General features: G+C 48.6%; 17 protein-coding genes. 11 read left to right on the forward strand and 6 right to left on the reverse strand.

Features of this window, described 5'->3' with window-relative positions:
• Positions 1–272 precede the first annotated feature (272 nt).
• Entirely contained in the window at positions 273–3,149 is a 2,877-nt protein-coding gene (gene rapA, locus J7439_RS13585; RefSeq protein ID WP_209202425.1) for an RNA polymerase-associated protein RapA, read from the forward strand.
• A 125-nt stretch (positions 3,150–3,274) separates the two neighbouring features.
• On the opposite strand, the gene J7439_RS13590 is transcribed toward rapA, so the two are convergent.
• The 3 genes from J7439_RS13590 to J7439_RS13600 all read right to left on the reverse strand — a co-directional run bounded on the left by J7439_RS13590 (position 3,275) and on the right by J7439_RS13600 (position 5,684).
• Complete coding sequence (locus tag J7439_RS13590) at positions 3,275–4,249, reverse strand: hypothetical protein (protein WP_209202427.1); 975 nt, start codon at positions 4,247–4,249, stop codon at positions 3,275–3,277.
• Between the two features lie 296 nt (positions 4,250–4,545).
• A complete protein-coding gene (locus J7439_RS13595; RefSeq protein WP_209202429.1) occupies positions 4,546–4,692 on the reverse strand; it encodes a hypothetical protein in 147 nt (48 codons plus the stop codon).
• 20 nt (positions 4,693–4,712) lie between these two features.
• Complete coding sequence (locus tag J7439_RS13600; RefSeq protein ID WP_209202431.1) at positions 4,713–5,684, reverse strand: hypothetical protein; 972 nt, start codon at positions 5,682–5,684, stop codon at positions 4,713–4,715.
• Between the two features lie 628 nt (positions 5,685–6,312).
• On the opposite strand from J7439_RS13600, the gene J7439_RS13605 reads away from it, so the two are divergent.
• A complete protein-coding gene (locus J7439_RS13605) occupies positions 6,313–8,205 on the forward strand; it encodes a S8 family serine peptidase (RefSeq protein WP_209202433.1) in 1,893 nt (630 codons plus the stop codon).
• A gap of 139 nt (positions 8,206–8,344) precedes the next feature.
• Positions 8,345–10,180, forward strand: a complete 1,836-nt coding sequence (locus tag J7439_RS13610; protein WP_209202435.1) for a S8 family serine peptidase — start codon at positions 8,345–8,347, stop codon at positions 10,178–10,180.
• Positions 10,181–10,272: 92 nt separating this feature from the next.
• Here J7439_RS13610 and J7439_RS13615 read toward each other — a convergent pair whose 3' ends face one another.
• A complete protein-coding gene (locus tag J7439_RS13615; protein ID WP_209202437.1) occupies positions 10,273–12,222 on the reverse strand; it encodes a BCCT family transporter in 1,950 nt (649 codons plus the stop codon).
• A 590-nt stretch (positions 12,223–12,812) separates the two neighbouring features.
• Between J7439_RS13615 and J7439_RS13620 the strand changes: the two genes are divergently transcribed.
• Positions 12,813–13,502, forward strand: coding sequence for a hypothetical protein (locus tag J7439_RS13620; protein ID WP_209202439.1), 690 nt, complete (start codon positions 12,813–12,815; stop codon positions 13,500–13,502).
• A gap of 238 nt (positions 13,503–13,740) precedes the next feature.
• On the opposite strand, the gene lpxL is transcribed toward J7439_RS13620, so the two are convergent.
• Positions 13,741–14,694: an LpxL/LpxP family Kdo(2)-lipid IV(A) lauroyl/palmitoleoyl acyltransferase gene (lpxL, locus tag J7439_RS13625; protein WP_209202441.1), complete on the reverse strand. Its 954-nt coding sequence runs from the start codon at positions 14,692–14,694 to the stop codon at positions 13,741–13,743.
• A gap of 130 nt (positions 14,695–14,824) precedes the next feature.
• On the opposite strand from lpxL, the gene minC reads away from it, so the two are divergent.
• Genes minC through minE form a run of 3 tightly spaced genes read left to right on the forward strand, consistent with a single transcriptional unit; the run spans position 14,825 to position 16,743 of the window.
• Positions 14,825–15,631, forward strand: a complete 807-nt coding sequence (gene minC, locus J7439_RS13630; RefSeq protein WP_209202443.1) for a septum site-determining protein MinC — start codon at positions 14,825–14,827, stop codon at positions 15,629–15,631.
• Between the two features lie 48 nt (positions 15,632–15,679).
• A complete protein-coding gene (minD, locus tag J7439_RS13635; protein ID WP_209202445.1) occupies positions 15,680–16,495 on the forward strand; it encodes a septum site-determining protein MinD in 816 nt (271 codons plus the stop codon).
• A complete protein-coding gene (gene minE, locus J7439_RS13640) occupies positions 16,492–16,743 on the forward strand; it encodes a cell division topological specificity factor MinE (RefSeq protein ID WP_209202447.1) in 252 nt (83 codons plus the stop codon). The genes minD and minE overlap by 4 nt, the downstream gene beginning before the upstream one ends.
• A gap of 239 nt (positions 16,744–16,982) precedes the next feature.
• Here minE and J7439_RS13645 read toward each other — a convergent pair whose 3' ends face one another.
• Positions 16,983–17,624: an RING finger domain-containing protein gene (locus J7439_RS13645; protein ID WP_209202449.1), complete on the reverse strand. Its 642-nt coding sequence runs from the start codon at positions 17,622–17,624 to the stop codon at positions 16,983–16,985.
• 87 nt (positions 17,625–17,711) lie between these two features.
• Between J7439_RS13645 and J7439_RS13650 the strand changes: the two genes are divergently transcribed.
• The 4 genes from J7439_RS13650 (at position 17,712) to J7439_RS13665 (ending at position 25,903) form a co-directional block, all read left to right on the forward strand.
• Positions 17,712–19,010, forward strand: a complete 1,299-nt coding sequence (locus J7439_RS13650) for a M18 family aminopeptidase (protein WP_209202451.1) — start codon at positions 17,712–17,714, stop codon at positions 19,008–19,010.
• The gene (locus J7439_RS13655; protein ID WP_209202453.1) at positions 19,011–19,361 is read left to right on the forward strand and encodes a hypothetical protein; all 351 of its coding nucleotides are present in this window, start codon (positions 19,011–19,013) and stop codon (positions 19,359–19,361) included. It abuts the gene before it with no gap.
• 382 nt (positions 19,362–19,743) lie between these two features.
• Complete coding sequence (locus J7439_RS13660; RefSeq protein ID WP_209202455.1) at positions 19,744–21,867, forward strand: carboxy terminal-processing peptidase; 2,124 nt, start codon at positions 19,744–19,746, stop codon at positions 21,865–21,867.
• Between the two features lie 688 nt (positions 21,868–22,555).
• Complete coding sequence (locus J7439_RS13665; RefSeq protein ID WP_286198343.1) at positions 22,556–25,903, forward strand: indolepyruvate ferredoxin oxidoreductase family protein; 3,348 nt, start codon at positions 22,556–22,558, stop codon at positions 25,901–25,903.
• Positions 25,904–26,006 lie beyond the last annotated feature (103 nt).

A 26,006-nucleotide genomic window follows, 5' to 3' on the forward strand; every position in this document is an offset into this window, starting at 1 on the left:
AATTTCGGTCATCCCCGTAGTGCAATTTAAGAGGATTCCGCTAATATAGCGCGCTTTTTGGTACATCGGTCATAATCTTCAGGCAGAACACTGCGGGGAAGCGTATGATTGGGATGGCCCGAGTAGCCTGAGAACCTGCTGTTCGATACAGAGGCTCTCTCACCGTAAACCATTTTCAAAATACAGTCCGCCGGTCCATCTCCGGCCTACGCACCGCCAGGGCGGTAACGTATAATGGCGGTCTGTCAGTCAGGCAAGGTTAGTAGTCAAATATGACGAGTTTCGTTTCTGGGCAACGCTGGATTAGTGATACTGAGACCGAACAGGGACTGGGCACTGTGCTCACCTTTGACAGTCGTATGGTCACCCTGCTGTTTCCTGCCACCGGGGAAACCCGGCTTTACTCCATAAACAACTGCCCTCTGACCCGCGTTGAGTTCAACCCCGGAGATCGTGTCGAAAGCCACGAGGGCTGGATCATGCTGGTCACCGAGGTGATTGAGAAAGATGGCCTGCTGACCTACTGCGGCACCCTCCCTGACGGAGAAACACGACAGCTGCCAGAAGCCGAGCTGGGCAACCATATTCGCTTCAACAAGCCTCAGGATCGTATGCTGGCAGGCCAGATTGACCAGAACAGCAACTTTACCCTGCGTTACAAGACGCTCCACTATAACTACGGTCTGCGTAAGTCCCCGATGCGCGGCCTGATTGGCCCACGTACCAGCCTGATTCCCCACCAGCTGCATATTGCCCGGGAGGTTTCCCAGCGCCATGCGCCACGGGTTATGCTGGCCGACGAAGTGGGTATGGGTAAGACCATTGAAGCTGGCCTGATACTGCACCAACAACTGATTACCGGCCGTGCCAGCCGGGTTCTGATTCTCTTGCCGGAAAGCCTGGTACATCAGTGGCTGGTGGAGATGCTGCGCCGTTTCAATCTGCGCTTCAGTGTCTTTGATGAAGAGCGCTGCCGTCAGTCTCCGGATGAAAACCCGTTTAATACCGAGCAGCTGATTGTCAGCAGCATCGGCTTTCTCTGCCATGATGACGAGCGCCGTAAACAGGCACTGGAAGCGGACTTCGACCTGTTGATTGTGGATGAAGCCCATCACCTTATCTGGTCTGAAGAAGAGACCAATGCGGAATACCGCTGTGTTGAAGCGCTGTCCCTGCAGATTCCGGGACTCCTGCTGCTGACCGCAACGCCGGAGCAGATGGGAGCCAAAAGCCACTTTGCCCACCTGCGTCTGCTGGACCCGGACCGCTTCCATGACCTTGCCGCCTTTGAAGCGGAAGAAAGCCGTTATGAGCCGGTGGCAGAAGCTGTTCAGGAACTTCTGAACAATGACAATCAGACGCTCCCTGCCAAGGCAAGGGACCATCTGATCAGCTTCCTTGGAGAAGACAGCAAGTCGCTGATTGATATCCTTGACCAGGGTGACGAAGAGGCACGAAACACTGCCCGTACCCAGCTGCTGCGCCGCCTGCTGGATCGTCATGGTACCGGCCGCGTGATGTTTCGTAATACCCGGGCAGCCGTTGGCGGATTCTCTGGTCGAGCTGCCCAGGGCTACCCCCAGGTGCTGCCGGAACTTTACCAAATCGCCCTGGAAGAAGAGTCCAACTACCGCCATAACCTTTATCCGGAGCTGGCTTATCAGGCCCAGATCCGTGTCGATGATATGGACCCCTGGTGGAAAGTCGATCCCCGGGTAGACTGGCTGATGAACCTGCTGAAACTGCTGAAGAAAGAGAAAGTACTGGTTATCTGTGCCAATGCCAATACGGCACTGGATCTGGAAAATGCCCTGCGCATACTGTCCGGCATTCCGGCAGCGGTTTTCCACGAAAACATGAGCATTATTGAGCGGGATCGTGCTGCAGCCTTCTTTGCCGAAGGAGAGCATGGTGCCCAGGTACTGGTGTGTTCAGAAATTGGCAGTGAAGGCCGTAACTTCCAGTTTGCCCACCATCTGGTACTGTTTGATCTGCCCGAACATCCCGACCTGCTGGAACAGCGTATTGGCCGACTGGATCGTATTGGCCAGACTGAAGCCATCAAGATTCATGTGCCCTATCTGTCTGGCACCGGTCAGGAGGCGCTGTTCCACTGGTACGAGTTGGGATTGAATGCCTTCGCCGATACCTGCCCTGCCGGTAGCATGGTGCAGATGCAACTGGGTGAAGCGCTGTTGCCTTATCTGCAACCGGGCAGCCAGGCCTCCACAGAAGCCATGGATACCCTGCTGAATCAGGCAGCCCAATTGAACCGGCAACAGATGGAGCACCTTCATAAAGGCAGAGACCGACTGCTGGAGCTGAACTCCCGCGGCTTGATCTCCAATGAAGATATGATCAACGACATTGAAGAGCAGGAACAGCCAAGACAGCTCAAGCGGTTTATGGAGAAGCTGTTCGAAGGCTTTGGTGTTGAGGCGGAAGACTATTCCAAACACTGTCTGGTGATTCGCCCGGGCAGCCATATGATCACTACCTTCCCCGGCCTGCCGGATGATGGCATGACCGTCACCTTTGACCGGGACATGGCTCTGTCCAGAGAAGACATGCACTTCCTGACCTGGGAGCATCCCATCGTTGCCGAAGGCATGGATATGGTGCTGACCAGCGAGCTGGGGAATACCTCTGTGGCTTTGCTCAAAAACAAAGCACTGAAGCCCGGTACTATGCTGCTGGAAGCAATTTACGTAGTAGAAACCAGTGCCGACCGAACCCTGCAGCTGGACCGCTACCTGCCAGCCACACCGATTCGCTGTCTGATCGACCCGGGATTCAATGACCTGTCCGAAAAAGTGGCGTTTGATACCCTGAACGCCCAGCTTCAGCCTTTGAAACGGGGTGTTGCCAAGAAACTGGTGAATGCCCAGCGGGCACCTTTTCTGGCCATGCTGGATAAAGCCGAAGGTTATGCCAAAGATCGGGTACAACCCATCGTTAATCAGGCCTGCCAGAACCTGCTGACCGATGTAACTGAAGAGATCAAACGACTGGCGGCGCTTAAAATCGTTAACCCGAACGTCCGTGGTGAAGAGATTGAATATCTGAAAAACCGTGCAGCCCTGGGGCATCAGGCACTGCAGAAAGCGGTTCTTCGACTGGATGCTCTGCGAATTATGATTGCCGGTTGAGTCTCTGGGTCACTGCAAAAGCCATTCCGGCTTTTGCAGGTAGCGGGCAACGCTTATTGAAATAATGATGTTATTAAATAACAACTTCTTATTAGTAGCCCTGACTATTTACACCAGCCATTGAATTAATACCTCGACGTTTTTTCTGAATAGCTTTTGATAATGTCGTTAAGTTTTGGTAAAATTTCAATAAAAGCGGGCTCTGGAGTGAATTGATAATACTCAAATAACATCTGCATGGTTTTCTGGAAAACCACCAGGTTCCTACTACCAATAAAATGCTCAAGAATCGATCCAGTCAAGTAGGAGCGAGCACTATCTCGAAATATACCTTTTTTTATCAATCCTAATGTTTTGTCAATTTTGACATAATATTTATTTTCATTTGTCTGCATTAGCACTTCCATTTTTTTCAAAAGGTCAATTGCCTTACTCTTATCACTGTCATTGTAATCAGGGCTTCCTGGTTCAGCAAGTAACGGATCAAAAACCCCATCACAAAGGAATTTAATTGATTTATGCCATGACTCAAGATTATTTTTTGTTTCACGTGCAGCAGCTGCACAGTCAGAGTATGTACTACCACCGCAGTTTTTTTGGTTACATAGCAGACTAGACTCTTCGAGAATATACCTTCCAAAATTAACCATAGATTCTGAAGATCTTTTCATTTCACGTTTTTTCAATGTTGGGGGGGCTTCAGTATCTTCTTCAATATTTATTAAACGAGTTAGTTCTGAATTAAAATTTTCAACCAGGCTATTCAAGTGCTCAGGCAATTCAAAGCACTTGTATTTATCCAACAGCTTCCCCATTGGATGTATCGATACAGCCCCGGTCTCAGAGGAATCTTCAGCAAGGGCTACCCCTCGATCACGCAAGGATCTTTCAAATTCCACTATTTCACCAGGAAAATTCCTGTTTACAAACCGCAACATTTCTTGAATGGTTTTGCCGCGTCTGCCCTCAGGCAACAACTTGATATGATCTTGAAAGGTTTTAGAAACGGCATCAGTTAATAATGCTGAGCCGTCAGACCCCGACTCATTTGCGAAAGTATATAAGGCATTCTCGTTTCTGCCAGTAGTTGAAAGATGCATGTTAATGTTCTCATACTTTTATGAGTTAAAAGGTATTCAGGATTGACCATAAGATGGTGTCAATGCCGGATTTTTCTCTCAGGAAAAGCCTGCCAATAACGTCCTTAATTTTTCTACCCTGCCTGCTTTGAACAAGTGGCAGTGCCTGATTTGGTCAGACTCATTCCAAACGGGGATTAGTAATTATTTCATTACGATCTTTTTGACCAGTAGCCTTGCAATAAGTTCCAACTCTTTACGGCACAAAAAACATCGTTTTTTCACCAAAGACTTCCAAACAGGGCATACTGCTCACATCAGGCCAAAGACTGCCGGAGAATCTGCTTGTTCAGTGGAACCAGCACTTCATGGGCCTGACGTTCTGCAATTACAGCTTTTGCCGCCAGATCCTTCAGCTGTTCAAAGCGGGCCAGTGCAGAACCTTCCAAGCTCCACGGATCCACTTCCTTCACCAGTCACTGAATTAATAATTGAACCCAGTCGGCTTTTTCATTGCTGCATATATTTGGATAGATTCATAGAGGTCATTGGTAATTTCACCAAGAGGCCCTTCGTATGGTATGAAATGATAATAATCAAATAACCGCTGCAGGGTTTTCTGGAATACCATCAGGTTACCACTACCAATGAAATCCGTAAGAATTAAATTACTCAAGCGGGAACAAATATTTTCGCGTGGTGCATTTGTAGTTAAATATCTTAATATACTATCAATCTTGAAATAATCTTTTTTCCCAATATCATGCTTTAGACTTTGTATATCCTTCAGAGTGGAAAGTGCTTTATCCTTCTCTCTGGAATTGTGATTGGGTCCCTCTGGATTATCAAGTAACGGATCCAGCAATCCCTGACTAAGAACTTTTACCGAATTGTGCCATGCATCAAGCTTCTGCTGTGTTTTTACTACTGTTCCACTATCCGCGCGGGCTCTTTCACAATCCTGGTTAGTCCTTTTGTTAATATGCTTGCCAAAATCTTCCAATTGTTTTGAAAACCTTCTCGAAGCATCTTCTCTCAAGTATGAAGAAATTTCACTATCTTGTGAATATTTTATGAAATGTTTTAATTTAGTGTTAAATTCTTCCACCATACTATTCAAATTAGCAATTAATTCATGGCAATTATGATCAGCAACTAATTTTTCCATCGGACTTATCGATACAGCCCCGGTCTCAGAGGAATTTTCAGCAAGGGTTACCTCTCGTTTATGAAAGGGTTTTTGAAATTCCAATATTTCACCAGGATAGTGCTTTTTTATAAACTCCAACATTTCTTGAATAGTTTTGCTGCGTCTGCCCTCAGGCAACAACCTGATATGATCTTGAAAGGTTTTAGAAACGGCAGCAGTTAATAATGCTGAGTCAGCAGACGCCGACTCATTTGTGATGGTGTTGAAGGCATTCTCGTTTCTGCCGGTAGTAGTTGCAGGATACATGCTAGTGTTCTCAAACTTTTAAGAGTTTAAAGATATTCAGGATTGACCATAAGCTGCAGTCAATGCCGGATTTTTCTCTCAGGAAAAGCCTGCCAATAACTTCCTTCATTTTTCCACCCTGCCTGCTTTGAACAAGTGGCAGTGCCTGATTTAGTCAGACTCATTCCAAACGGAGATTAGTAATTATTTCACTACGATTTTTTTGACCAGCAGCCTTGGGATAAGTTCCAACTTTTCATACGATCAGTCAAAATACCTATGTGACTCAACCAATTCCCTTTTGATCAGGTTGCGAATTTCCCCTGCAAACTTTACGAGTACTTTAATACCAGGTGTATACCGCCACACTGTCGTTAGCCGTGTTTGTTTCCAGTATTACCAAATGCAATCTTTTCTGATTGCAAAGAAATTTTAAGCGTTCACCCTGCCAGACAACTATCCTGTCACAGCGGAAACCTGTGAATTAAGCCGTTGTCAAACTCACTGTTTTATTAATGACCTCTGGAGATTAATGATAAATAATTACCCTGTTGACCGTTCATATATCCGGTTTGACAACAACTTATCCTCCCCGCCAACTTTTCAGAGCCATTACAGAGAAAGCCCCGGCAGGTGGTCATTATACCGGGTGGCAAAAGTGACACTAACGGCCCTGGGGCTACTTTTCTCAACACAGCAACTCACACACAGCAGTGAAAGAAGGCAACTTTCTCTGCAAACCCAGCAAACCCTGCAAAGAGGGCTGCAAAGCCGTAATATCTCCCACCTGTTGGAATCTGATATCAAATCCTGGCTGAGCCGCTCCCTGGTCAACGTGGATAAAACCAGCCCTGTCACAGACATTTTTCTGCAGCACAATAACCATCACTCTATTCCAACATGCCTTGATAGTGATGAATCAGGACAGACAGATATTGATGAAATCTTACCCGACCTCAAGCATCTGTTTGATCAAACCTTCGACCAGACAATGTACACTGACGATAAATCCCCTCACATCAAACAGCATCACCACAAAAATTCAAAGGAGCATAACGCCGGGATGGGCTGGCTCTACCAGCTATCACCTGAACCACCCCAACGGTCCCAATGCCATTTTAACACCTCGTATGAATATACCAGCCAGAACACCTTAACAACGTCCACACTGAATCTGCTCACCACCCACCAGACATCGCCCACCGTCGTTGCGGTTATTGATAGTGGCATTATTCCGCACAGAGCACTTAATGACCGGATCGTACCAGGTTATGACTTTATCAGCGATCCGGAGTGTGCCGGGGATGGGAACGGTTATGACGACACCCCCACCGACGAGGGCATCTTCACGGGCTTATCGCGCCCCTGGCACGGTACAAGAATGGCTGGAGTTATTGCAGGAGCGTCCATCAATAAAGATGACGTTTCGCCATTGCAAAATATTATCAAGATTCAACCCATCCGGTATTTGGGCCGCCATAGCCGTTGCGGCGGAACACGTGAAGACTTCATCAATGCGTTAAAATGGGCTGCGGGAATGCAGGTTGCCGACGCTCCCCTTAATACTAATCCCGCCAAAGTCATTAATCTCTCAATTGGCGGAATGTGTGACTGTACGCCGTATGAGACACTGTTCAAAGCGTTATACCAGAGAAATATTACCGTTATTGCAGGTGCTGGCAATGAGGCAATACCAGCCAGCAATAGCAATAATTGTTATTCAAACTGCCCTCATGTCATCGCCGTTGGTGCGCAGTTAACAGAATCCTTGTTAGCCAGTTATTCCAACTTCGGCCCCCCCATCACCATTTCTGCCATTGTGGGTAAGGGAGTGACAACCACCTTCAATACCGGAAGGACAATCCCACTGGCAGATACATTCACCAAGTCGGACGGTACCAGTGCTGCTGCTGCCCTTGTTTCTCAGGCTGCTGCCTTGATGCACTCGGTGAACAGCAGGCTGACGCCCGATGACATCCGTGCAATACTGATGAACACCAGCCGTCCTTTTCAAGCACCTGACGGGTGTTACAGCACTTATTCGATAGCAACTCTTCCCGGCACTAAAAACAGCGTTTTTTTCACCAAAGACTTACCCAAACAGTGTACAAAAGCCCTCTGTGGCAGTGGGCATCTTGATATTGGCAAAGCGGTGGCCTTTGCCGCAGAAAAAGCGCTTGAACAATCAGGTGATCAATTAGGTAGTGAGTTCCAGTGGGCAGATGATCTTCCAACGATCATTTTTCATGGATCATTAATAATCATCCTGTCAGCTCTACCATTAATTCTTTTACTTGCTAATGGCCCGGAGGAAAAACTGCAAAAAATAACTTATAGGCCAAGGCAGATTACACCATCAGAAGTAGAAGCAGAAATCGAAGCAGAAGAGGCACCCCGTAACACTGTGAGTACTTCTGTTGTGATAATGGTAGATGATGGCATGATGCTTCGCAGCGGCAAACAATTGCAGCGTCCATCAGTCAATATCCCCAAAGGCATGCTGCTCAGGTCAGGTAAAAGACTGCCCGGAACTGACATTTAAGTAAGCGATCAACCTAATGAATAACCATCATATTGATCTGTCATATATTCGCTTTGATAACGACTTATCCCCCTCACCAACTTGCCAGAGCCATGTCAGAATAAGCCCCCGCAGATGGTCGATATACCGGGTAGCGAAAGTGACACTAACTGCCCTGGGGCTGCTTTTCTCGACACAGCGACCCGCACACGCCAGCGAAAGAAGACAATTTTCCCTGCAAAGCGGCCTGCAAAGCCGTAATATCTCACGCCCACCGGAATGTGATATCAGACCCTGGCTTACCAGCCCCCCGGTAAACGTGGTTAATGCAAGCCCGGTCAGCAACATTTTCCTGCAACACAATGGCTATCACTCTATCCCACCATACCTTGACAGTGATAAATCAGGGCAGGCTGGTATTGATGATATATTACCCGACCTCAAGCACCTGTTCGATCAAACCTTTGACCAAACCTCCAGCCAAAAAAGGTCCAGTGCGACTCGCGATAATGGTCCTCACGTAAAACCGCATCAGCACAAAAACCCAAAGGAGCATAACACCCGAACTGGAGGGCTCGACCAACTATTACCTCGACTACCCCAATGCATTTATGCAATCTCCCATGAAACCAGTCAGGATACCTTATCAACGCCTGCACTGAACCTGCTCACCAGCCTCCAGCCATCGCCGGTCGTTGTAGCGGTTATTGATAGTGGCATTATTCCTCACAGTGCACTCAATGACCGGTTGGTGCCGGGTTATGACTTTATCAGCGACCCGAAGTGTGCCGGGGATGGGAACGGTTATGACAACACCCCCACCCAAGAGGGAAGCTCCACGGATTTATTGTGCTGTTGGTGGCATGGTACAGAAATGGCCGGAATCATTGCCGGGACGTCGGTCAATAAAGACGATGTTTTGCCATTGCCAAATATCATCAAAATTCAACCCATACGGTTTTTGGGTCAAAGCAGCTGCTCAGGGACAGATAAAGACTTGATCAATGCGTTAAAGTGGGCTGCCGGAATACCAATTGCCGGTACTCCCCTTAATACTCATCCCGCTAAAGTCATTAATCTCTCTTTAGGCAAAACGGATAACTGCACCGCGCTTGAGACGGTGTTCGAAGCATTATACCGAAAAAATATTACGGTTATTGCATCTGCTGGAAATAAGGCAATGCCCGCCAGCAGTCATCGTCATGCAAACTGCCCTCATGTCATCGCCGTTGGTGCACAGGCCACAGCATCCTGGTTAGCCCCTGATTCCAACTACGGCCCACCCATTACCATTTCTGCCATTGTGGGTAACGGAGTTATCACCACCAGCAATACCGGAAAGACAACCCCATTGGCCGAGTCATTCACCGGGGTGGTTGGCACCAGCGCTGCTGCCGCCCTTGTCTCTCAGGCTGCTGCCCTGATGCACTCGGTGAACAGCGGTCTGACGCCCGATGACATCCGGGCAATACTGATTAATACCAGTCGTCCGTTTCAAAGACCTGTCTGGTGTTATATCCTTGATTCGCTCATAACGATTACCATCAACATGATAGAGACCGCTTTTTCTACCGGGAACTCATTTAAACGATGCACTAAAGACTACTGTGGTAGTGGGCATCTTGATATTGGCAAAGCGTTGGCTTTTGCCGCAGGACAGACGCTTGAAGAATCCGGTAATCAATCAGGCAGTGAGTTTCAGTGGAAAAAAGATCTTTTAATGATCGTGTTCAATGGATTCTTGATTGTGGCGATTATTTTAATTGCTTGTTACCCGAGAGAATTCAGGCGGCAAAAATTAGCCTATAAGCCCAGAAAGATAAAAACAACACCAGCAAAACAGGCAAGCAGTAACACAGCAGGCACTTCGGGTGTGATAACAACAGATGATGACACAATTCTTTCTGGTGGCAGACGGTTGCAACGTCCATCAGGCAACCCCCTCAGACGCATGCTGTTCAGATCAGGCAAAAAACAGCCCGGAATTGACGTTTAGTCAGAAATATTCGATTCCATTTGGCCAACTGCAACACAGCACAATGCCCAACCCTCAACAAAAGGGTCGGGCAAAGTTCCAACTTCAGAGAATCAAGCTCTGCCCATACGCATCAGAATTTCTTCCTTAGCCTGAAGGCGCTCCAATTCACGAAGCCCCTCTTGTTTCTGACGCATAAGCTCATTGAATTCCATTCGAGCCTGCTGGGCCAATTCAGAAGCAGCCTGCCTCTTCTCATTGGCCTCGATGGCAACCTGGGTTAATCGCTCAACCTCCTCAAGCATATGCGCTGGCGCATCTCCCAGATCAGAACCCGTTGCACCACGAGCCATAGCCTCCCGACGAATCTGCTTTTTCAGTGCAGCCAGCGCTTCATGGGCCTGACGTTCTGCAATTACGGCTTCTGTCGCCTGATCTTTCAACTGTTCAAAGCGGGCCAGGGCAGAACCTTCCAGGCTCCACGGGTCCACTTCCGGCAGCTCTTCAATATTGATGGTGGGTTCTTCGTAGCCTTCCTGGCGGGAGATATCCAGCATGGTGGCTTTCACCGCTGAAACCATCAACATCACCGCAATCACCAGCAGCGGCAGACCGCCTACAATCGCTGCCGTCTGCAAGGTGGCCAGACCACCCATAAACATCAGCACAGAAGGCATCAGCGACAGAGTGAATGCCCAGAACAGACGGTTCCAGCGCATGGGATCTTCGGTCACATTAGTCTGGACAACTGACGCGAGAATAAAGGAGATGGAGTCAAAGGTGGTCGCAGTAAAGATAATACAGAGCAAGGTGAACAGTACGATCACCAGGTAACTGAAGGGCAGCTGCTCAAGCACACTGAATATAGCGGTTGTTGCGCCTTCAGTATTGAGAATACCCACAACATCCAGTTGACCGGAAAGCTGAAGAGACAGACCGAAGTTACCCAGCACGATAAAGTACACGGCACACCCCAGGGAGCCACAGAAAATCGCACCGCCAACCATCTGTTTAATGGTTCGCCCTTTGGAAATACGGGCTACGAACAATCCCATACTGGGTGCATATACCAGCCACCAGGCCCAGTAGAAGATGGTCCAGTCCTGAGGGAAGTGGGTATCTTCAAAGGTACCATAACCACCGAAAGGTTCTGCCCAGGTGGCCATCACAAAGAAGTTGGACAGCATCCGCCCAATGGAGTCCAGACCCGTCTCCACCATAAACAGCGTAGGCCCCACCACCAGGACAAAAGCCAGCAGACCCAGGGCTCCCCAGAAGTTGATGTTACTCAACAGTTTGATACCACCATCCATTCCCTTGTACGAGGAATAGGCGAACAGTGCCGTACACACCATTAATACACCAATCTGGGTGCCATTGGTGGATGGAATACCGGTCAGGTAGGTAATGCCCTCATTGATCAACGGTGCCGCCAGACCCAGCGTGGTGGCAGCCCCACCGAGCAGGCCAAAAATAAACAGCACGTCAATCACCTTGCCCAGAGGCCCTTTGCTGCGGGCTTCTCCCAGTACCGGCATCAGGGCTGCAGATACCTTCAGCACCGGATTTTTGCGCACATGAAAAAAGTAGGCAATGGGAATGGCCGGAATCATATAGATGCACCAGGCAACAGGCCCCCAGTGGAAGATACCGTAAGTGGCCGCCCAGCGAACCGCCTCTTCACTGCCCGAGGCCAGCTGAAAAGGCGGTGACTGATAATAGTAGGCCCACTCAATACAACCCCAGTAGAGAATGCTGGCACCGATGCCACCACAGAACAGCATGGCCGCCCATGAAGTGGTCGAATACTCCGGCTTCTCATTGGCATCACCCAGCTTGATCTGGCCAATATCGGAAAATACCACGTAGGCCATAAACACCACGGCAGCCAGCCCCAGGCCCAGATAAAGCACCCCCATTGTGTCCGTCATAAAGGTTTTTGCGATGGCAATCCAGTGAGCGCCCTCATCCGGAAACAGTGCCAACGGTATAACCACCGAGATCAACAAAATAACCGCACCAAAAAAGGTCGGCTTATCAACAAGCTTAAAATGCTCTTCCATAATTTTTGGTCTTCAATATCAATAATAAACAGCCGTTGCAGCTGTGAAAACAATAGTTATCAGTTTTTAACAAAAAGGGACGTCAATTTTTTTCGGCTACATGTTCATGGTAAACATCCTGCCTGATATGCCATTCGAACCGGTCATTTATGCACCGGAGTTTTCGAAGAGATAATAAGCATAAAGACCTACAAAATCTACGGAAATATCCATTATTGTGCATATTGAATAGTTTCTGACACTCGCCTCATGTCGGGGGAGGGTTCCCGGATCGCTACAGGGCAGGTGCTCCCCGACTAACCTCGGCTTCGATATTCTTTGCTACGTTTATGTCACTGTCGTGATGAGTGTTGCACTCAGGATAATCACATTTACAGATAGACGACGTCAGATTTTTATTGACAAACCCACGGCAGGAACAACCATTGGAGCGGGAAAAGAATCGGCCTATCCCAACAAGAGTACAACTATTCAGCCTGGTAGTCTGCCTTACCGACAGTGATCTGGAATTATGTAATTATTTTATTATGTTCAGGGAACCCTCCTGTTTTTATTTTGTCCTACCAGATAAGCAAATAACGGTATGACTTATGATTCCTCCCTCTTCTTCTCTAACATCTTCGTACATTGCCGGTGCTGGCCAGTCGCCAACAGAGCCGAATCAGCCGGAATCTATCTCTGGTGATTCTGTTGAGCTAAAGTTGTCTTCTGATGATGATTTTTATCTCTTATATGTTGGCTCTTATTCTTCTCCGGGAACTTTAAAGCGAGAGACAATTGAACGATTAAACAAAGATCATCCGGGAATATTCAATGGTCTTGAAGATCCAGATGATTTATTCGAAGCTGACCCCATTAAATATCAACCATTGGCAAAGTTAATTCATGACACTCGATTCAGTGATCTTAAAACCATTTTGAACGCCAGGATTGGCCCCCCCTGTTGGTGCGCCGAGAAAATGCTTTATGGTGAATACCAAGGTGGCTTTTACAGTGTTGAGGAAGATTATGAAGGAACACAATGGGTTAAGGTTCATAGTGATCAGTATCAGCTTATGAAAAAAAACAAACAATTTTTTGCTCAACTGAGGGAATTTTTGTTTGATCAAAATATGAGTAATGATGATAAAGTTGTGAACTTACAGAAGCTTTTTCCTCCAGTCGACCAAAGAGGGGAAGATGTCAGTGTTGATCAATTACGTGAGAATATGGATTTACTTTTTCGCAATACTTTCAAGCAAGCTCAACAGCGAGCCATGAATTATGGCCTTAAGCCATAAATAAATTGTGACAAAAAGAAATGGCCATTGAACGACGGGTTCTATAGGTATTTTCAGACATCAGGGAAGTGCTGATGGCTTTATTCAATATAATAAGTAGTTAACCAAATGGAATCGTACTATCTGGCCAACTACTTAGCAGCGTCCATCCAGCTGTTACCTTCGGTGGGAACGCGGAAAACGCTATTTCTGACAAGGATATTTCTGGACACTCAACCACTGAGCATCCAGACAGCCATCAACCACGGTAAAAGTCAGCCTCACCCTCAGGGCGATTTTTAAACCGCCGATGAAGCCACATATACTGCTCAGGATGCTTACGAATTTGCTGCTCGACAAACTGGTTAACCTGCAGCGCATCCTGATAGTCATCACCGGAAGGAATCCCTTCCAGGGCACAATGCAGTTGAACCCGGTAGCCTTTGGCGTCAGCCAGGCGAGTCACCGTCATGGGAATCACTTTCGCCCTGCCCGCTTTGGCAAGGCGTGAGGTACTGGTAATGGTCGCTGCGGGAATGCCGAAGAAAGGCACATAGAGCCCATTTTTGATACCATAGTCCTGGTCAGGAGAGTACCAGACGGTCCTGCCCGACTTTAATGAGCGCAGCATGCCACGAACATCCTTCCTTCTCAGCAACTGGCTGCCGGGATCAAAACGGTGTCTTAAACGACGCTGAACGTATTCAAAAACCGGATTCCCATGCTCTCGATAGGTGGCATCCACACTGTGGCGCTGGGTAATCAGGCGACCTGCCAGTTCTATGGTAGTGAAATGCATAACCATCAGGAGGGTGCCATCATCAGACTCCAGGTTTTCCAGCCCTTGATAAGAAACGATGTTCTCCAGCCTGCCGGAAGGCCACCACCAGGCGATGGTGACCTCCATAATACCAATGCCGACTGACTCATAGTTTTTCTTCAGCAGTGTCTCTCTTTCAGCCTGGCTCAACTCAGGAAAACACTTCTCCAGATTCACCCGGGCAACATGAACACGGTCACCCGCTACATGATAAATGGTACGTCCAAGCCATCGTCCCAGTTGGAGAAGCCAGCGATAAGGCAATAGCGAAGGGATAACGGTAAGCCCGATCACCAGCCAGGTAAGCCAGTACTTCGGGTGCAGATAGGCCCGACGAAAGACGTCGTCTGCACGGGCATCAGCCTGCTTGTTAACATCAGGGTTTTGCGGCATATAGGTTAATTCAATACTTGTATCTGAACGTTGAGTTCTCTACGCTACACTCTGTTGTATAAAAAGCTGACCATTTAATCTGCTGACTCTCGTCATACAAAGCCGTTATACACAACCAGAGTTGTACTTTATGACCCTTCAACTGCAAACCGGTACTGCCGCTGCAGCTTTCAAGATGACCGGTGGTATTTATACACTGACTACTCTTGAATTGCATTCTACCAATCCCGCGGATATTACCAATCAGCTGGAGAACATGACGCGCAAGGCTCCCAAGTTTTTCCAGCAGACACCGGTCATCATCGCCTTCGACCAACTCAGCCCGGAGCAACCACCAATTGATCTTTACCAACTGCGCCATAGCCTGCAACAGTTTGGCCTGATCCTGATTGCTGTTCGTGGCGGCCAGGAAAGCCATAAACAGGACGCCATGATGGCAGGCATTCCCTGGCTCCCATCACCAAGGCAACGGAACCGGTCAGAAGAAAATTCTGCTGCTCATGTGGAAAGCCATGTGGAAACCAACGTAGTCATCATGCAGAAATCCCACACCGCCAGTCCCACTGCAGCAGAGAGTGCCAACCAGGCGCAAACATCATCAGTCATTCATAAGACCACACTTATAGAACATCCGATCCGCTCTGGTCAGCAGGTCTATGCCGAGGGCGATCTGGTCATTACCAGTCCGGTCAGTTCCGGTGCAGAACTTCTGGCCGCCGGTAATATACACGTCTATGGTCCATTACGCGGCCGGGCCCTGGCAGGTATCAATGGCAATACTGACGCCCGTATTTTCTGTCTGCAGTTTGAAGCCGAACTCATTTCCATCAACGGTCAGTATAAAATGCCCTCAGCAGCCAACAACAATGATCCTCTATGGGGCGGCAGTGTTATTGTATCCCTCGAGGCACAAAGCTTGCACATAAAGAAACTTTAAGAAATACTGGACAATAGTTCAGTTCTTGATTTATGACAGGATTTCACCTTGGCTCGTATTATTGTTGTGACTTCTGGAAAAGGTGGCGTTGGAAAAACCACCACCAGTGCTTCCATTGCAACAGGATTGGCTCTTAAAGGTCACCGGACAGTTGTCATTGACTTTGATGTAGGCCTCAGAAACCTGGATCTCCTGATGGGCTGCGAGCGTCGTGTTGTGTACGACTTTGTCAATGTAATTAACGGCGAGGCCGAGCTGCATCAGGCGCTGATCAGAGACAAGCGCACAGAAAACCTGTCCATTCTGCCAGCATCCCAAACCCGGGACAAAGAAGCCCTTACCCATGCAGGGGTTGAAAAAGTCCTGAACCAGCTGGCAAAAGACTTTGAATACATCATCTGTGACTCTCCGGCAGGTATCGAACACGGTGCCCTGATGGCCCTCTACTTTGCCGATGAAGCCATTATTACCACAAACCCTGAAGTGTCGTCTGTCCGGGACTCTGACCGTATCCTGGGTATTTTGCAAAGCAAGTCCCGCCGCGCAGTCGAAAACCTTGAACCCGTCAAAGAGCATCTACTGGTAACCCGCTACAATCCTGAGCGGGTAACACGGGGAGAAATGCTCAATATTCAGGATGTCGAGGAAATTCTGGCGATACCACTGATTGGTGTGATTCCTGAGTCCACCTCAGTCTTGAAAGCCTCCAACCAGGGGGTACCCGTCGTATGCAATACCGACAGTGATGCCGGTCAGGCATACAACGATGTGGTAGCGCGCTTCCTTGGGGAAGACATACCACACCGTTTTCTCGAACCCGTCAAAAAAGGGTTCTTACAGCGCATGTTCGGAGGAATAGGATGAGTCTTATGCAGCTATTCCGCTCACGCAAAGAAGATAACAGCGCCGCGATTGCCAAGGAAAGGCTGCAGATCATAGTAGCCCATGAACGAAGCAGCCGAAGTGGGCGTGATTTTCTGCCAGCCATGGAGCGGGATATTCTTCAGGTTATTCAAAAATACATAGAGGTCCAGCAGGAGTGTATTGACATCAAGCTGGACTCTCAGGATGGTTGTTCTATCCTCGAGGTCAATGTACAGCTGCCGAACTAGGAGGCTGACCGAGAATAGCGCCCGTCCAGGCGACCCCGTAGCGAGAATGGCAGAAAATTGGTCAAGAAAGTCGGAAATTTTTAGCGAATAGTGGTTCCATTTGCTAAGAAATTCCGACTTTCTTGACCAATTTGCTGCCACCGCAGTAGGGCAGTTTATTCCTGGACAACCTCTTGATCCCTCGTAAAATGAAGTCAAACATATTTTTTGTGAGATCACTACCTATCGCTTCAACCCGGTCAAAAACCCAAAAGCCATTTCCGACCTAGCCAACCGGCAGTAATGAGCGAACAGTTGACAATACCTTCAGTCACTATTTTTTGGGGCAGATTATGATAGTGATAGTTTTGAGTGCCAAGCCTGCCGAAAAATACAGACATTACATCATCACTGACTTCTGAGGCATATCGTATGGCGAGGGTACAAGCAAGATCAGCAGCTACAACACTGGCATTACAGCGGGCCAGCTCCCCAAGATTGGTTGCAAAAAAAAATCCACCATATACAAGTATGCACGCCAACACCGTTCGATTGTGCAGGGTTTTGTAGAATTGATCCTTCAATGCACTGGTAAAACTGCCGTCAGGAGTCACTTTTGGTAGAAAAAAATTTTCCCTGCACATGGGGCAACGTGTGTTCCTTTCTCGCCATTCGATAATGCATGAACGACCGAAGGCATGCCCACACTTCAGGGTAGATAATGCATGGTCAGGCTCTTGGGAAAAATCCTCAAAGCAAATGAGGCAAGGGTTTTCAGCAGATGTTTGAGGGATCATGTTTATTTCATTCATTTGGGTAAATTCATTCGTATTATTCTTTTTAGACAGAGCAATCAACAACAAGTTCATACAGCCACTTACTTTAGTGGGCTCAGGCAGCATTATCCAATTCTGAAACAGGTCAGTTTCAACAATGAAATAAAACCTATCTTTGTAGTAAGATCACCGCTTACATTGCAAGGTAGCGCCATGAGCAAAGAACACTTTAATCAGGAGCTTATCCAGTTCCTCAATGCTTCTCCGACCCCTTATCATGCAGTAGCCACCATGGTGGCCAAGCTACAGGAAGCGGGCTTTCAGCCATTGAGTGAGTCCGAATCCTGGTCTCTCAAAGAAGGCGGTAAATATTACGTAACCCGTAATGGATCGTCCCTCATTGCCTTTACCATGGGCAAACCTGAGCTGGGTGCCAGAATGGTAGGAGCGCACACCGACTCGCCCTGCCTGAAAGTAAAACCACAGCCAGAGTTAAATAAGCACAGCTATTTTCAGCTGGGTGTTGAGGTTTATGGTGGCGTCCTGTTAAACCCATGGTTTGACCGTGACCTTTCCCTCGCTGGCCGTGTCCAATACCTCAACGATCAGCAACAGCTTTGCCAGCAACTGATCAACTTTGAGCGTGCAGTCGCCATTATCCCCAGCCTGGCCATTCACCTGGACCGCGAGGTCAATAGTGGCCGTGCCGTCAATCCACAAACCGATATCCCACCGATCCTTTTTCAACTGGCCGATGGCGAAACCGTCGATTTCCGTGAACTGCTGAAACAAGAGCTGATACGTCAAGGACACAGCGACTGTCAGCAAGTGATGGAATACGACCTCTCTTTCTATGACACCCAAAGTGCTGCCGTTATTGGCCTGAACGGTGACTTTATCGCCAGTGCCCGCCTGGATAATCTGCTCAGCTGCTATGTTGGTCTGGAGTCTTTGCTCAATCATCAGCCATCAGACGCCACAGCCCTGTTGGTGTGCAATGACCATGAAGAGGTGGGCAGTGTCTCAACCACCGGAGCCCAGGGGCCTTTCCTGAAGAGTGTACTGGAAAGAATGTATGGTACCGGTGAGGCACTGACCCGGGCCATGAACCGCTCCATGCTGATTTCAACGGATAATGCCCACGGCATCCACCCCAACTATGCCAGCAAGCATGACGAGCATCACGCACCGAAACTGAATCACGGGGCGGTCATCAAAGTCAACGCCAACCAGCGCTATGCCACCAATGATGAAACCTCAGCACTTTACCGCACCCTTTGCCAGGCCAGTGGCAGCAAAGTTCAGCACTTTGTTACCCGTACCGATATGGCCTGTGGTAGTACCATTGGCCCACTGACCGCCGGCGTGCTGGGCGTACGCACACTGGATCTCGGGCTGCCAACCTTCGGCATGCACTCAATCAGAGAGCTGGCCGGGAGTGAGGATGCCTTTGAACTCAGCAAAACCCTGGCCCATTTTATGACCCTGGCCCAACTGCCATTTACTGAATAATTGATCATCAGCTGGCTCTTGAACGAGAGCCAGCAAACTTCTCCGGACATCTCGTTTTATTGGCAAAACACAACGCGAAGCCCCGTCATACGTACAATTTCAGACTCCAATTATCCGGCCGATATTGCTAACCTCGATCATGTCATCAGACCAGCCAACATTGCAGGCAACCTCATGAAACCCGAAGCCAACAACCGGCCAACACTGCGCTCAATCTCAAACTCCAGGAACGTCTTTTCACTTCATCGCAGTACGATTAATTCGGTCAAGCCGTTGCTAAAGGCTTCTGCAACACTGCCTGTGACAAAGTCATTTGATGAAACTGGCGGCTATATCAAAGGTTATAATTGACCTTTACACCACCTTGAAGCAGCTGCATATTATGGACACAGCAGATCTTCACCTGTGTCCAATCATCTCTATACTGCAAACTCCCCACACCGGCTCTCCTGCCAAATGAATCATTGATTTTTTTCAATAGCCTTGGTGGAATAGCACTTACCCAAACATTTTACCGGCCAGGTAATGGCCTTATTTACCTGAGCTGTTCAGAATATGAAAGCTCAACGGCTGTCATCCGCCATGTGACTGTATTATGCTGTATTCATCCTTACAGGATATTCAAGAGTTCAAGATCCTGAGCGATGACTTGAGTAATGGAAAGAGTCTTATCCGTTAGGTTAGCCAGGAAGGCACACTTCAACAGACAGAATGACACGGAGCTAACGCCTCTATGATATCGAAACTGCAGCCAGCCAAAAGAATGAGGCTGTTCTTTTCAGCGCTGCTTTTCACAGCACTTCTCTCAGGCAATCTCGCTCAGGCCGTCGATAAGGACATCAGCCAGCCAGTACCCACCCTGATGCCCAACCTGCAACAGGCCATTGCCAGCGTTCATGTGGTACAACTGCTTTCAAGAAGCCACTACCGAAAAATCCCCCTTGACCAGAGCAATATGGAAAAGGTGTTTGATCGCTATCTTGATCGACTGGACCCAAACCGCAGCTTCTTCCTGCAGGCAGATATCCAGGAATTTGAGCCCTATCGGAAAAAACTGGGAGACTCTCTGAAAAGCGGTGACCTCAACCCCGCCTTCGCCATCTTCAACCGCTACCGTGAGCGGGCGGAAGAACGCGCACGCTTCATGCTTAAACAGTTAGAGCTGGGCATTAACAACCTGAACCTCAGGAAAAATGAAGAGCTGGTGATTGAGCGCAAGGATGAACCCTGGCTTACCAGCAAGCAAGCCCAGCAACGGCTTTGGATCAAGCAGTTTAAAGACAGCGTATTAAGCCAGAAGCTGAACAATAAAACCGACGAAGAAATTATCAATCAGCTGCGCAGAAGAAACACCAACCTGCTCCGCAGGCTGCACCAGAGCAAAAGCGAAGATGCCTTTCAGACCTACATCAACGCCTTCGCTGGTATTTACGACCCTCATACCCAGTACTTCTCCCCCCAGACGGCGGAAAACTTTGATATCAACATGAGCCTCTCTCTTGAGGGTATCGGTGCCGTACTCTCTGCAGAGGATGAATACACCAGGGTAGTCAGTGTTGTCCCCGGCGGCCCTGCAGAGAAAGCCGGGCAGCTGAAACCCGGTGATAAGATCGTCAGCGTTGGCCAGGGCAAGAAAGGCATCCTGGAAGATGTGGTGGGCATGCGTCTGGATGATGTAGTCAAATTAATTCGCGGTGCCAAACACACCCTGGTACGCCTGGAGATTATTCCCGGCAGCAGCAATGACAGCAGCACCCGGGTTTATGAGATTGTCCGGGACCGGGTCAAACTGGAAGAGCAGGATGCCGCCAGTAAAATCATTGAAGTGCCCATGAATGGCAAGACCAGCCGTATCGGGGTGATCGAGTTACCCACCTTTTATATCGACTTCAAGGCTGCCCAGGCCGGTGACCCTGACTATAAAAGCACCACCCGTGACGTCCGCAGGCTCCTGGAAAAATTAAAGAAAGAGAAAGTGGATGGCCTGATTATCGATCTTCGCGGTAATGGGGGCGGTTCACTGCAAGAAGCCAATGAGCTGACCGGTCTATTTATTGATAAAGGGCCTACCGTAGTCGTCCGCAATAACCGGGGTCGCGCTGAGCGACAGGAAGACCCGGACTCAGAGCAGCTCTACGAGGGCCCCATGGTGGTGATGATTGACCGCCTCAGCGCTTCCGCTTCAGAAATTTTTGCCGGGGCCATGCAGGATTACGGGCGGGCGCTGATCGTTGGCAGCCAGAGTTACGGCAAAGGTACCGTGCAAAGCATCCAGCCACTGAACCATGGGCAGCTGAAACTGACGCTGGCCAAGTTCTACCGGATTTCCGGCCAGAGCACCCAGAATCGTGGCGTTATTCCCGATATCATCTTCCCTTCCCTCTACGATGGCCGGGATATTGGTGAAGACACGCTGCCGGATGCACTGCCATGGGACAATATCTCACCGGTATCCTACAGACCTTACGCCAATTTAAGCCCTTACCTTCCGGAGCTACAGAAAAAGCATGAATTCCGCACCCGTAAAAATGCTGATTTTGTTTACCTCCATGAGATGAAGGACTATTTCGAACACTATGAAAATCAGAAAAAGGTTTCCCTGAACCAGGAAAGACGACAACTGGAACTGCAAACCATGCGCAGCCAGCGACTGGCCATTGAAAATCGCCTGCGGAAATCCAGAGGCCTGGCATTGCTGAACAATCTGGATGAGCTGGAGGAGATTAACAACCAGGAACAGGAACAGAAGAAAAAAGATAAAGAGCCTGATGCCTTCCTGAAGGAAGCGGGTGTCATCCTGACCGATATGGTGAAAGCCAGCAACAATAAGCGGCTCTTTACCCGTCGTTCCGGCTAAAAGTCAGCATTGATGAACATGCCCGCTCTTGCGGGCTTTTTAATGCTAAGTAGCTGGCCATATGGAATCGAAATTTCTGGCTACCTGGGCTGGTACTATGCGAGGCACAACGGAGGGAGCATAGCCGTAGCTATGTGACCGGAGTTGTAACGAAGCACGACTGCCTGGATGCAGGAGCTAGAGCAACGCAGGAGCAGTTGCCGGGAGTGCCGGCACAAGGAGTCAGAAATATTCGATTCCATATGGTTAGCTACTTAAGCACAATCCCCTTGCGCCAACATAGCTGTCGCCTCTCCTGAATTTAAAAACCTGAACAGAGGGCGGCCAGTGAGTGATCAATGGCCCGCTATTCAGAAGAGTTCAAAGAGCCCATCACTCAAAAGATGATGCCACCTGACTGGTTTGAAAATTATTATGCACTAAAAATTTCAACACACTACACTAGCTCCTGCATCCATGCAGTCGTGCGGCGTTATAACTCCGGTCACATAGTTAAGGCTATGCTCCCTACGTTGTGCCTTGCATAGTAACTGCCCACGTAGCCAGAAATATACGATTCCATTTGGCGAACTACTTATCTGATCAGTCTTTTGACATCAGGTTTCAGGAAAATATCAATCGGGGTGGTGAAAGCGGGCTTGACAGTGGAGTCCGCTATAGAGTCAGCGGCATGCAAAGAGGATAAGCAATGTCAGGCGTTTTTTCCGCACATGAAGCCATCATGGAAATGTTAGTTCTGCAATCTGAACGGGATATTGCAAAGGGCCTGAAAACGGCAATCCTGGTATCAGGGTACCCGGGGTCACCACTGGGCGAAGTGGATTCGGCGCTGAGAAAAAACCATGAAAGACTTCAACGTCACCGGATTCATTATCTGCCAGGTGTTAACGAGGAACTGAGTGCTACCGCTTTGATGGGTTCCCAGATGGCGGCCTTGTACCCGGGAAATGATTATGATGGGATCCAGGGGCTGTGGTTTGGGAAGTCTCCCGGTGCCGATCGCTCCGGTGATGCCTTCAGGCACGGAAACTACGCCGGTGTCAGCGAATACGGAGGCGTTCTGGTTCTGGTGGGAGATGATGCCACCTGCTCATCATCGGCACTGCCTTCATGTTCAATTATTACCTTATATGACAATTGTATGCCGGTATTGTGTCCGGGAAATCTCCGGGAACTGATTGAATTTGGACTTTTCGGCTTCGAGCTGTCCCGTTATTCCGGTCTCTGGGTTGGGATAAAAGTGTCGTCTGTTATCGGTGGTTTAAGCGAAACCCTGGATTTTTCCATGCCTTTTCCGGTTATCAGCAAACCAGAGCCCGGAAACCCTGAACAGCTATTGGTACCGAGAGTCACATCCAAATTGTTGCCTCCCGGGACCATGCGTGTGGAACGTGACATTCATACTCATCGCGAAGCGAATGCCATCGCTATGGCAGCGGTCAACGGGCTGAACCCTATCACTTGCTGTGATGAAGAAAAGGCCAGGTTGGGCATCCTGGCTGCCGGGGAAACCTACTATCACCTGATGGCCGCGTTTGCACTACTTGGCCTGAAGCAACAGGATCTCCAACAGTACAACATTCGGCTGCTAAAGTTGGGTATGGTCTATCCATTGGATCCGGACATCATTATTCGCTTTTCCAATGGCCTGGAACGACTTGTAGTGATTGAAGAGAAACGGGGGTTTATTGAGTCAGGGGTTAAGTCCATTCTTTATTCCCAGTCAAATAGCCCTGTCGTTTGTGGTAAGCAGGATGAATACGGAGCCTATCTATTCCCCCCCTGGGGAGGGCTGGATGCAGAAACTATTGCCGTTGCCCTTGAACCCTACCTGCAGTTATGGAGTACCGCCAGTACCTGGCTATCGCCTGTCGTGAGGCCGGATTATGTCGGGCAGGGGCCACAGAGATTACCCCATTTTTGTCCCGGTTGCCCCCACAGCCGTTCTACCCGATTGCCTGCAGATGCCCTGACTGGCCTCGGTGTTGGTTGTCATGGTATCCAGGCCTTGTATTCAAACGACATTGGAAGTATGACCCAGATGGGAGGAGAGGGTGTCCAGCTGGTTGGTATGTCTCCATTTCTGAATATCCCGCACCAGTTCCAGAATATAGGCGATGGTACGTTTTTTCACTCTGGTTCCCTGGCGATAAGACAGGCCGTTGTGGCCAATAGCAATATTACCTTCAAGCTGCTTTATAACAGCGCTATCGCCATGACAGACAGTCCGTTGCCGAAAGAAAATATCTCGCCCCCTGTGCTGGTCATGATGCTCTATGCTGAGGGAGTCAGGCAAGTAGCAGTGGTCAGTGATGATATCCGGCGCTATCAGGACAAGCTGGATCAACGAACAATGGTTGGAATGGCTGACGATCTGGATACTGTCCAGACTCGGTTAAGTCGTATCAAGGGGGTTACGGTGCTTATTTATGATCGTACCTGTGCCCTGGCCAGACGAAGAGATCAGCAAAACAATAACACGCCGCTGGACTATGTATATATTAACCAGCAGTTGTGTGAAGGCTGCGACCAGTGTGTTCTTGAGTCAGGTTGTCTTAGCCTGCTGCCGGAGGATACTGAATTTGGCCAGAAACTGAAAGTGGATCAGGCCAGCTGTAACCACGACCTGGGCTGCATAAAAGCGCTTTGCCCTGCATTGGTGACCATTAAAAATGGTCGTCGAACGACGTTTACATCTTCGCCCCTGACCCGTGATATCCAGATTGCTCTGCCCGATCCCATAGCAAAAAGCGGTACCACCAACCTGTATATTACCGGCATGGGAGGCACCGGAGTGACCACCATGGGGCAAATTCTGGCCAGCGCCGCATCGGCCGATGGTAAATTCGTCTCTCTGGTCAATAAAAAGGGGCTAAGCCAGAGGGCAGGAGTGGTTGGCTCACATTTGAAGATTTCCGAGGCTCCCGATATCAGCAGCCCAATCATTGTTCCGGGCAGTGCGGACGCTTATATTGTGCTGGATGTATGGTCTGCTTTAGAGGCTGACTCATTAAAGTTGACCTGCGTTGACAAGACCGTTGCCGTGATATCTACGGCCAGGTTTTCATCGCTTAATTTACACAACAATGTATTGATAGATAAAATGACGATTGCTGATGCTGTGGATGCCATACAGGAAAACACTGATCGAGAGCGTAATGTCAGTTTCGATTTTTGTGAACTGGCTGAGCTGGCATTTAACCGGAGAGAGTTGGCAAATGTTATTATTCTTGGGACTGCATACCAGCGGGGAATTATCCCATTAGCCAGATCATCCCTGGAATCGGCTATTGTTGAGGCCCTCGGTGATGGTATTGCTGTCCGACAGGCATTTTGGCTGGGGCGAAAACTGTGTCTTGACCCGGATGCACTATTCAAATCGGTTGCATCTGTGAAGGGTACAGCCAGCAATATTTATGACCGCTTCTTGTTGCGTATCAGGGAGTTGGAAGATTATCAGGATACTCACTACGCCAGAAAATATCAGGATTTTGTGCACCGAGTGTTGGCTGTTGATGAATCAATGGGGCACACGGAACTCAGTACGGCGGTGATTCTGAATTTATACCAATTGATGGCCAGCAAGGACGAATATGAAGTGGCCCGTCTTTACCTTAAACCAGACTTTCAGACTGGGGTGAAGCGAATGTTTGGCCACAATGCAGAACTTTCTTACCACTTTGCCCTGCCCTTTAGCCAAAAGAAATTCCAACTGCCATCATGGGGTAAATGGTTCCTTAAATTACTAAGATATTGTCGTTTTTTGCGAGGTTCGCGGTTTGATATTTTTGCCTATAGCAACATTCGCAAACTGGAAAAAGAGGCACTGGCGCAGTATCAGTCGATTATTAACCAACATTTAGACTTTATCACCCACGACAACTATAAGGTTATGGTCGAATTCGCCCAATTACCTGAACAGATTCGGGGGTACGGCCAGGTAAAAATAAACACCATCACCGCATTCCTGAAGAGAGCGGAACGTTTTGGCTTTGTCAGTCGAGAAAGAATACCGACACGACACTGGGGATACTAGCCCGGATATTTCATAGGAAAATAATATATTTTTAATTGATTATCTGACAGTAATTAATAGGTGACTTATATTGGAGTGTCGTTGTTTAGGGAAAAGGCAAACT

It is taken from the genome of Salinisphaera sp. G21_0, from assembly GCF_017744115.1.
Lineage (GTDB): Bacteria > Pseudomonadota > Gammaproteobacteria > Pseudomonadales > Endozoicomonadaceae > Endozoicomonas.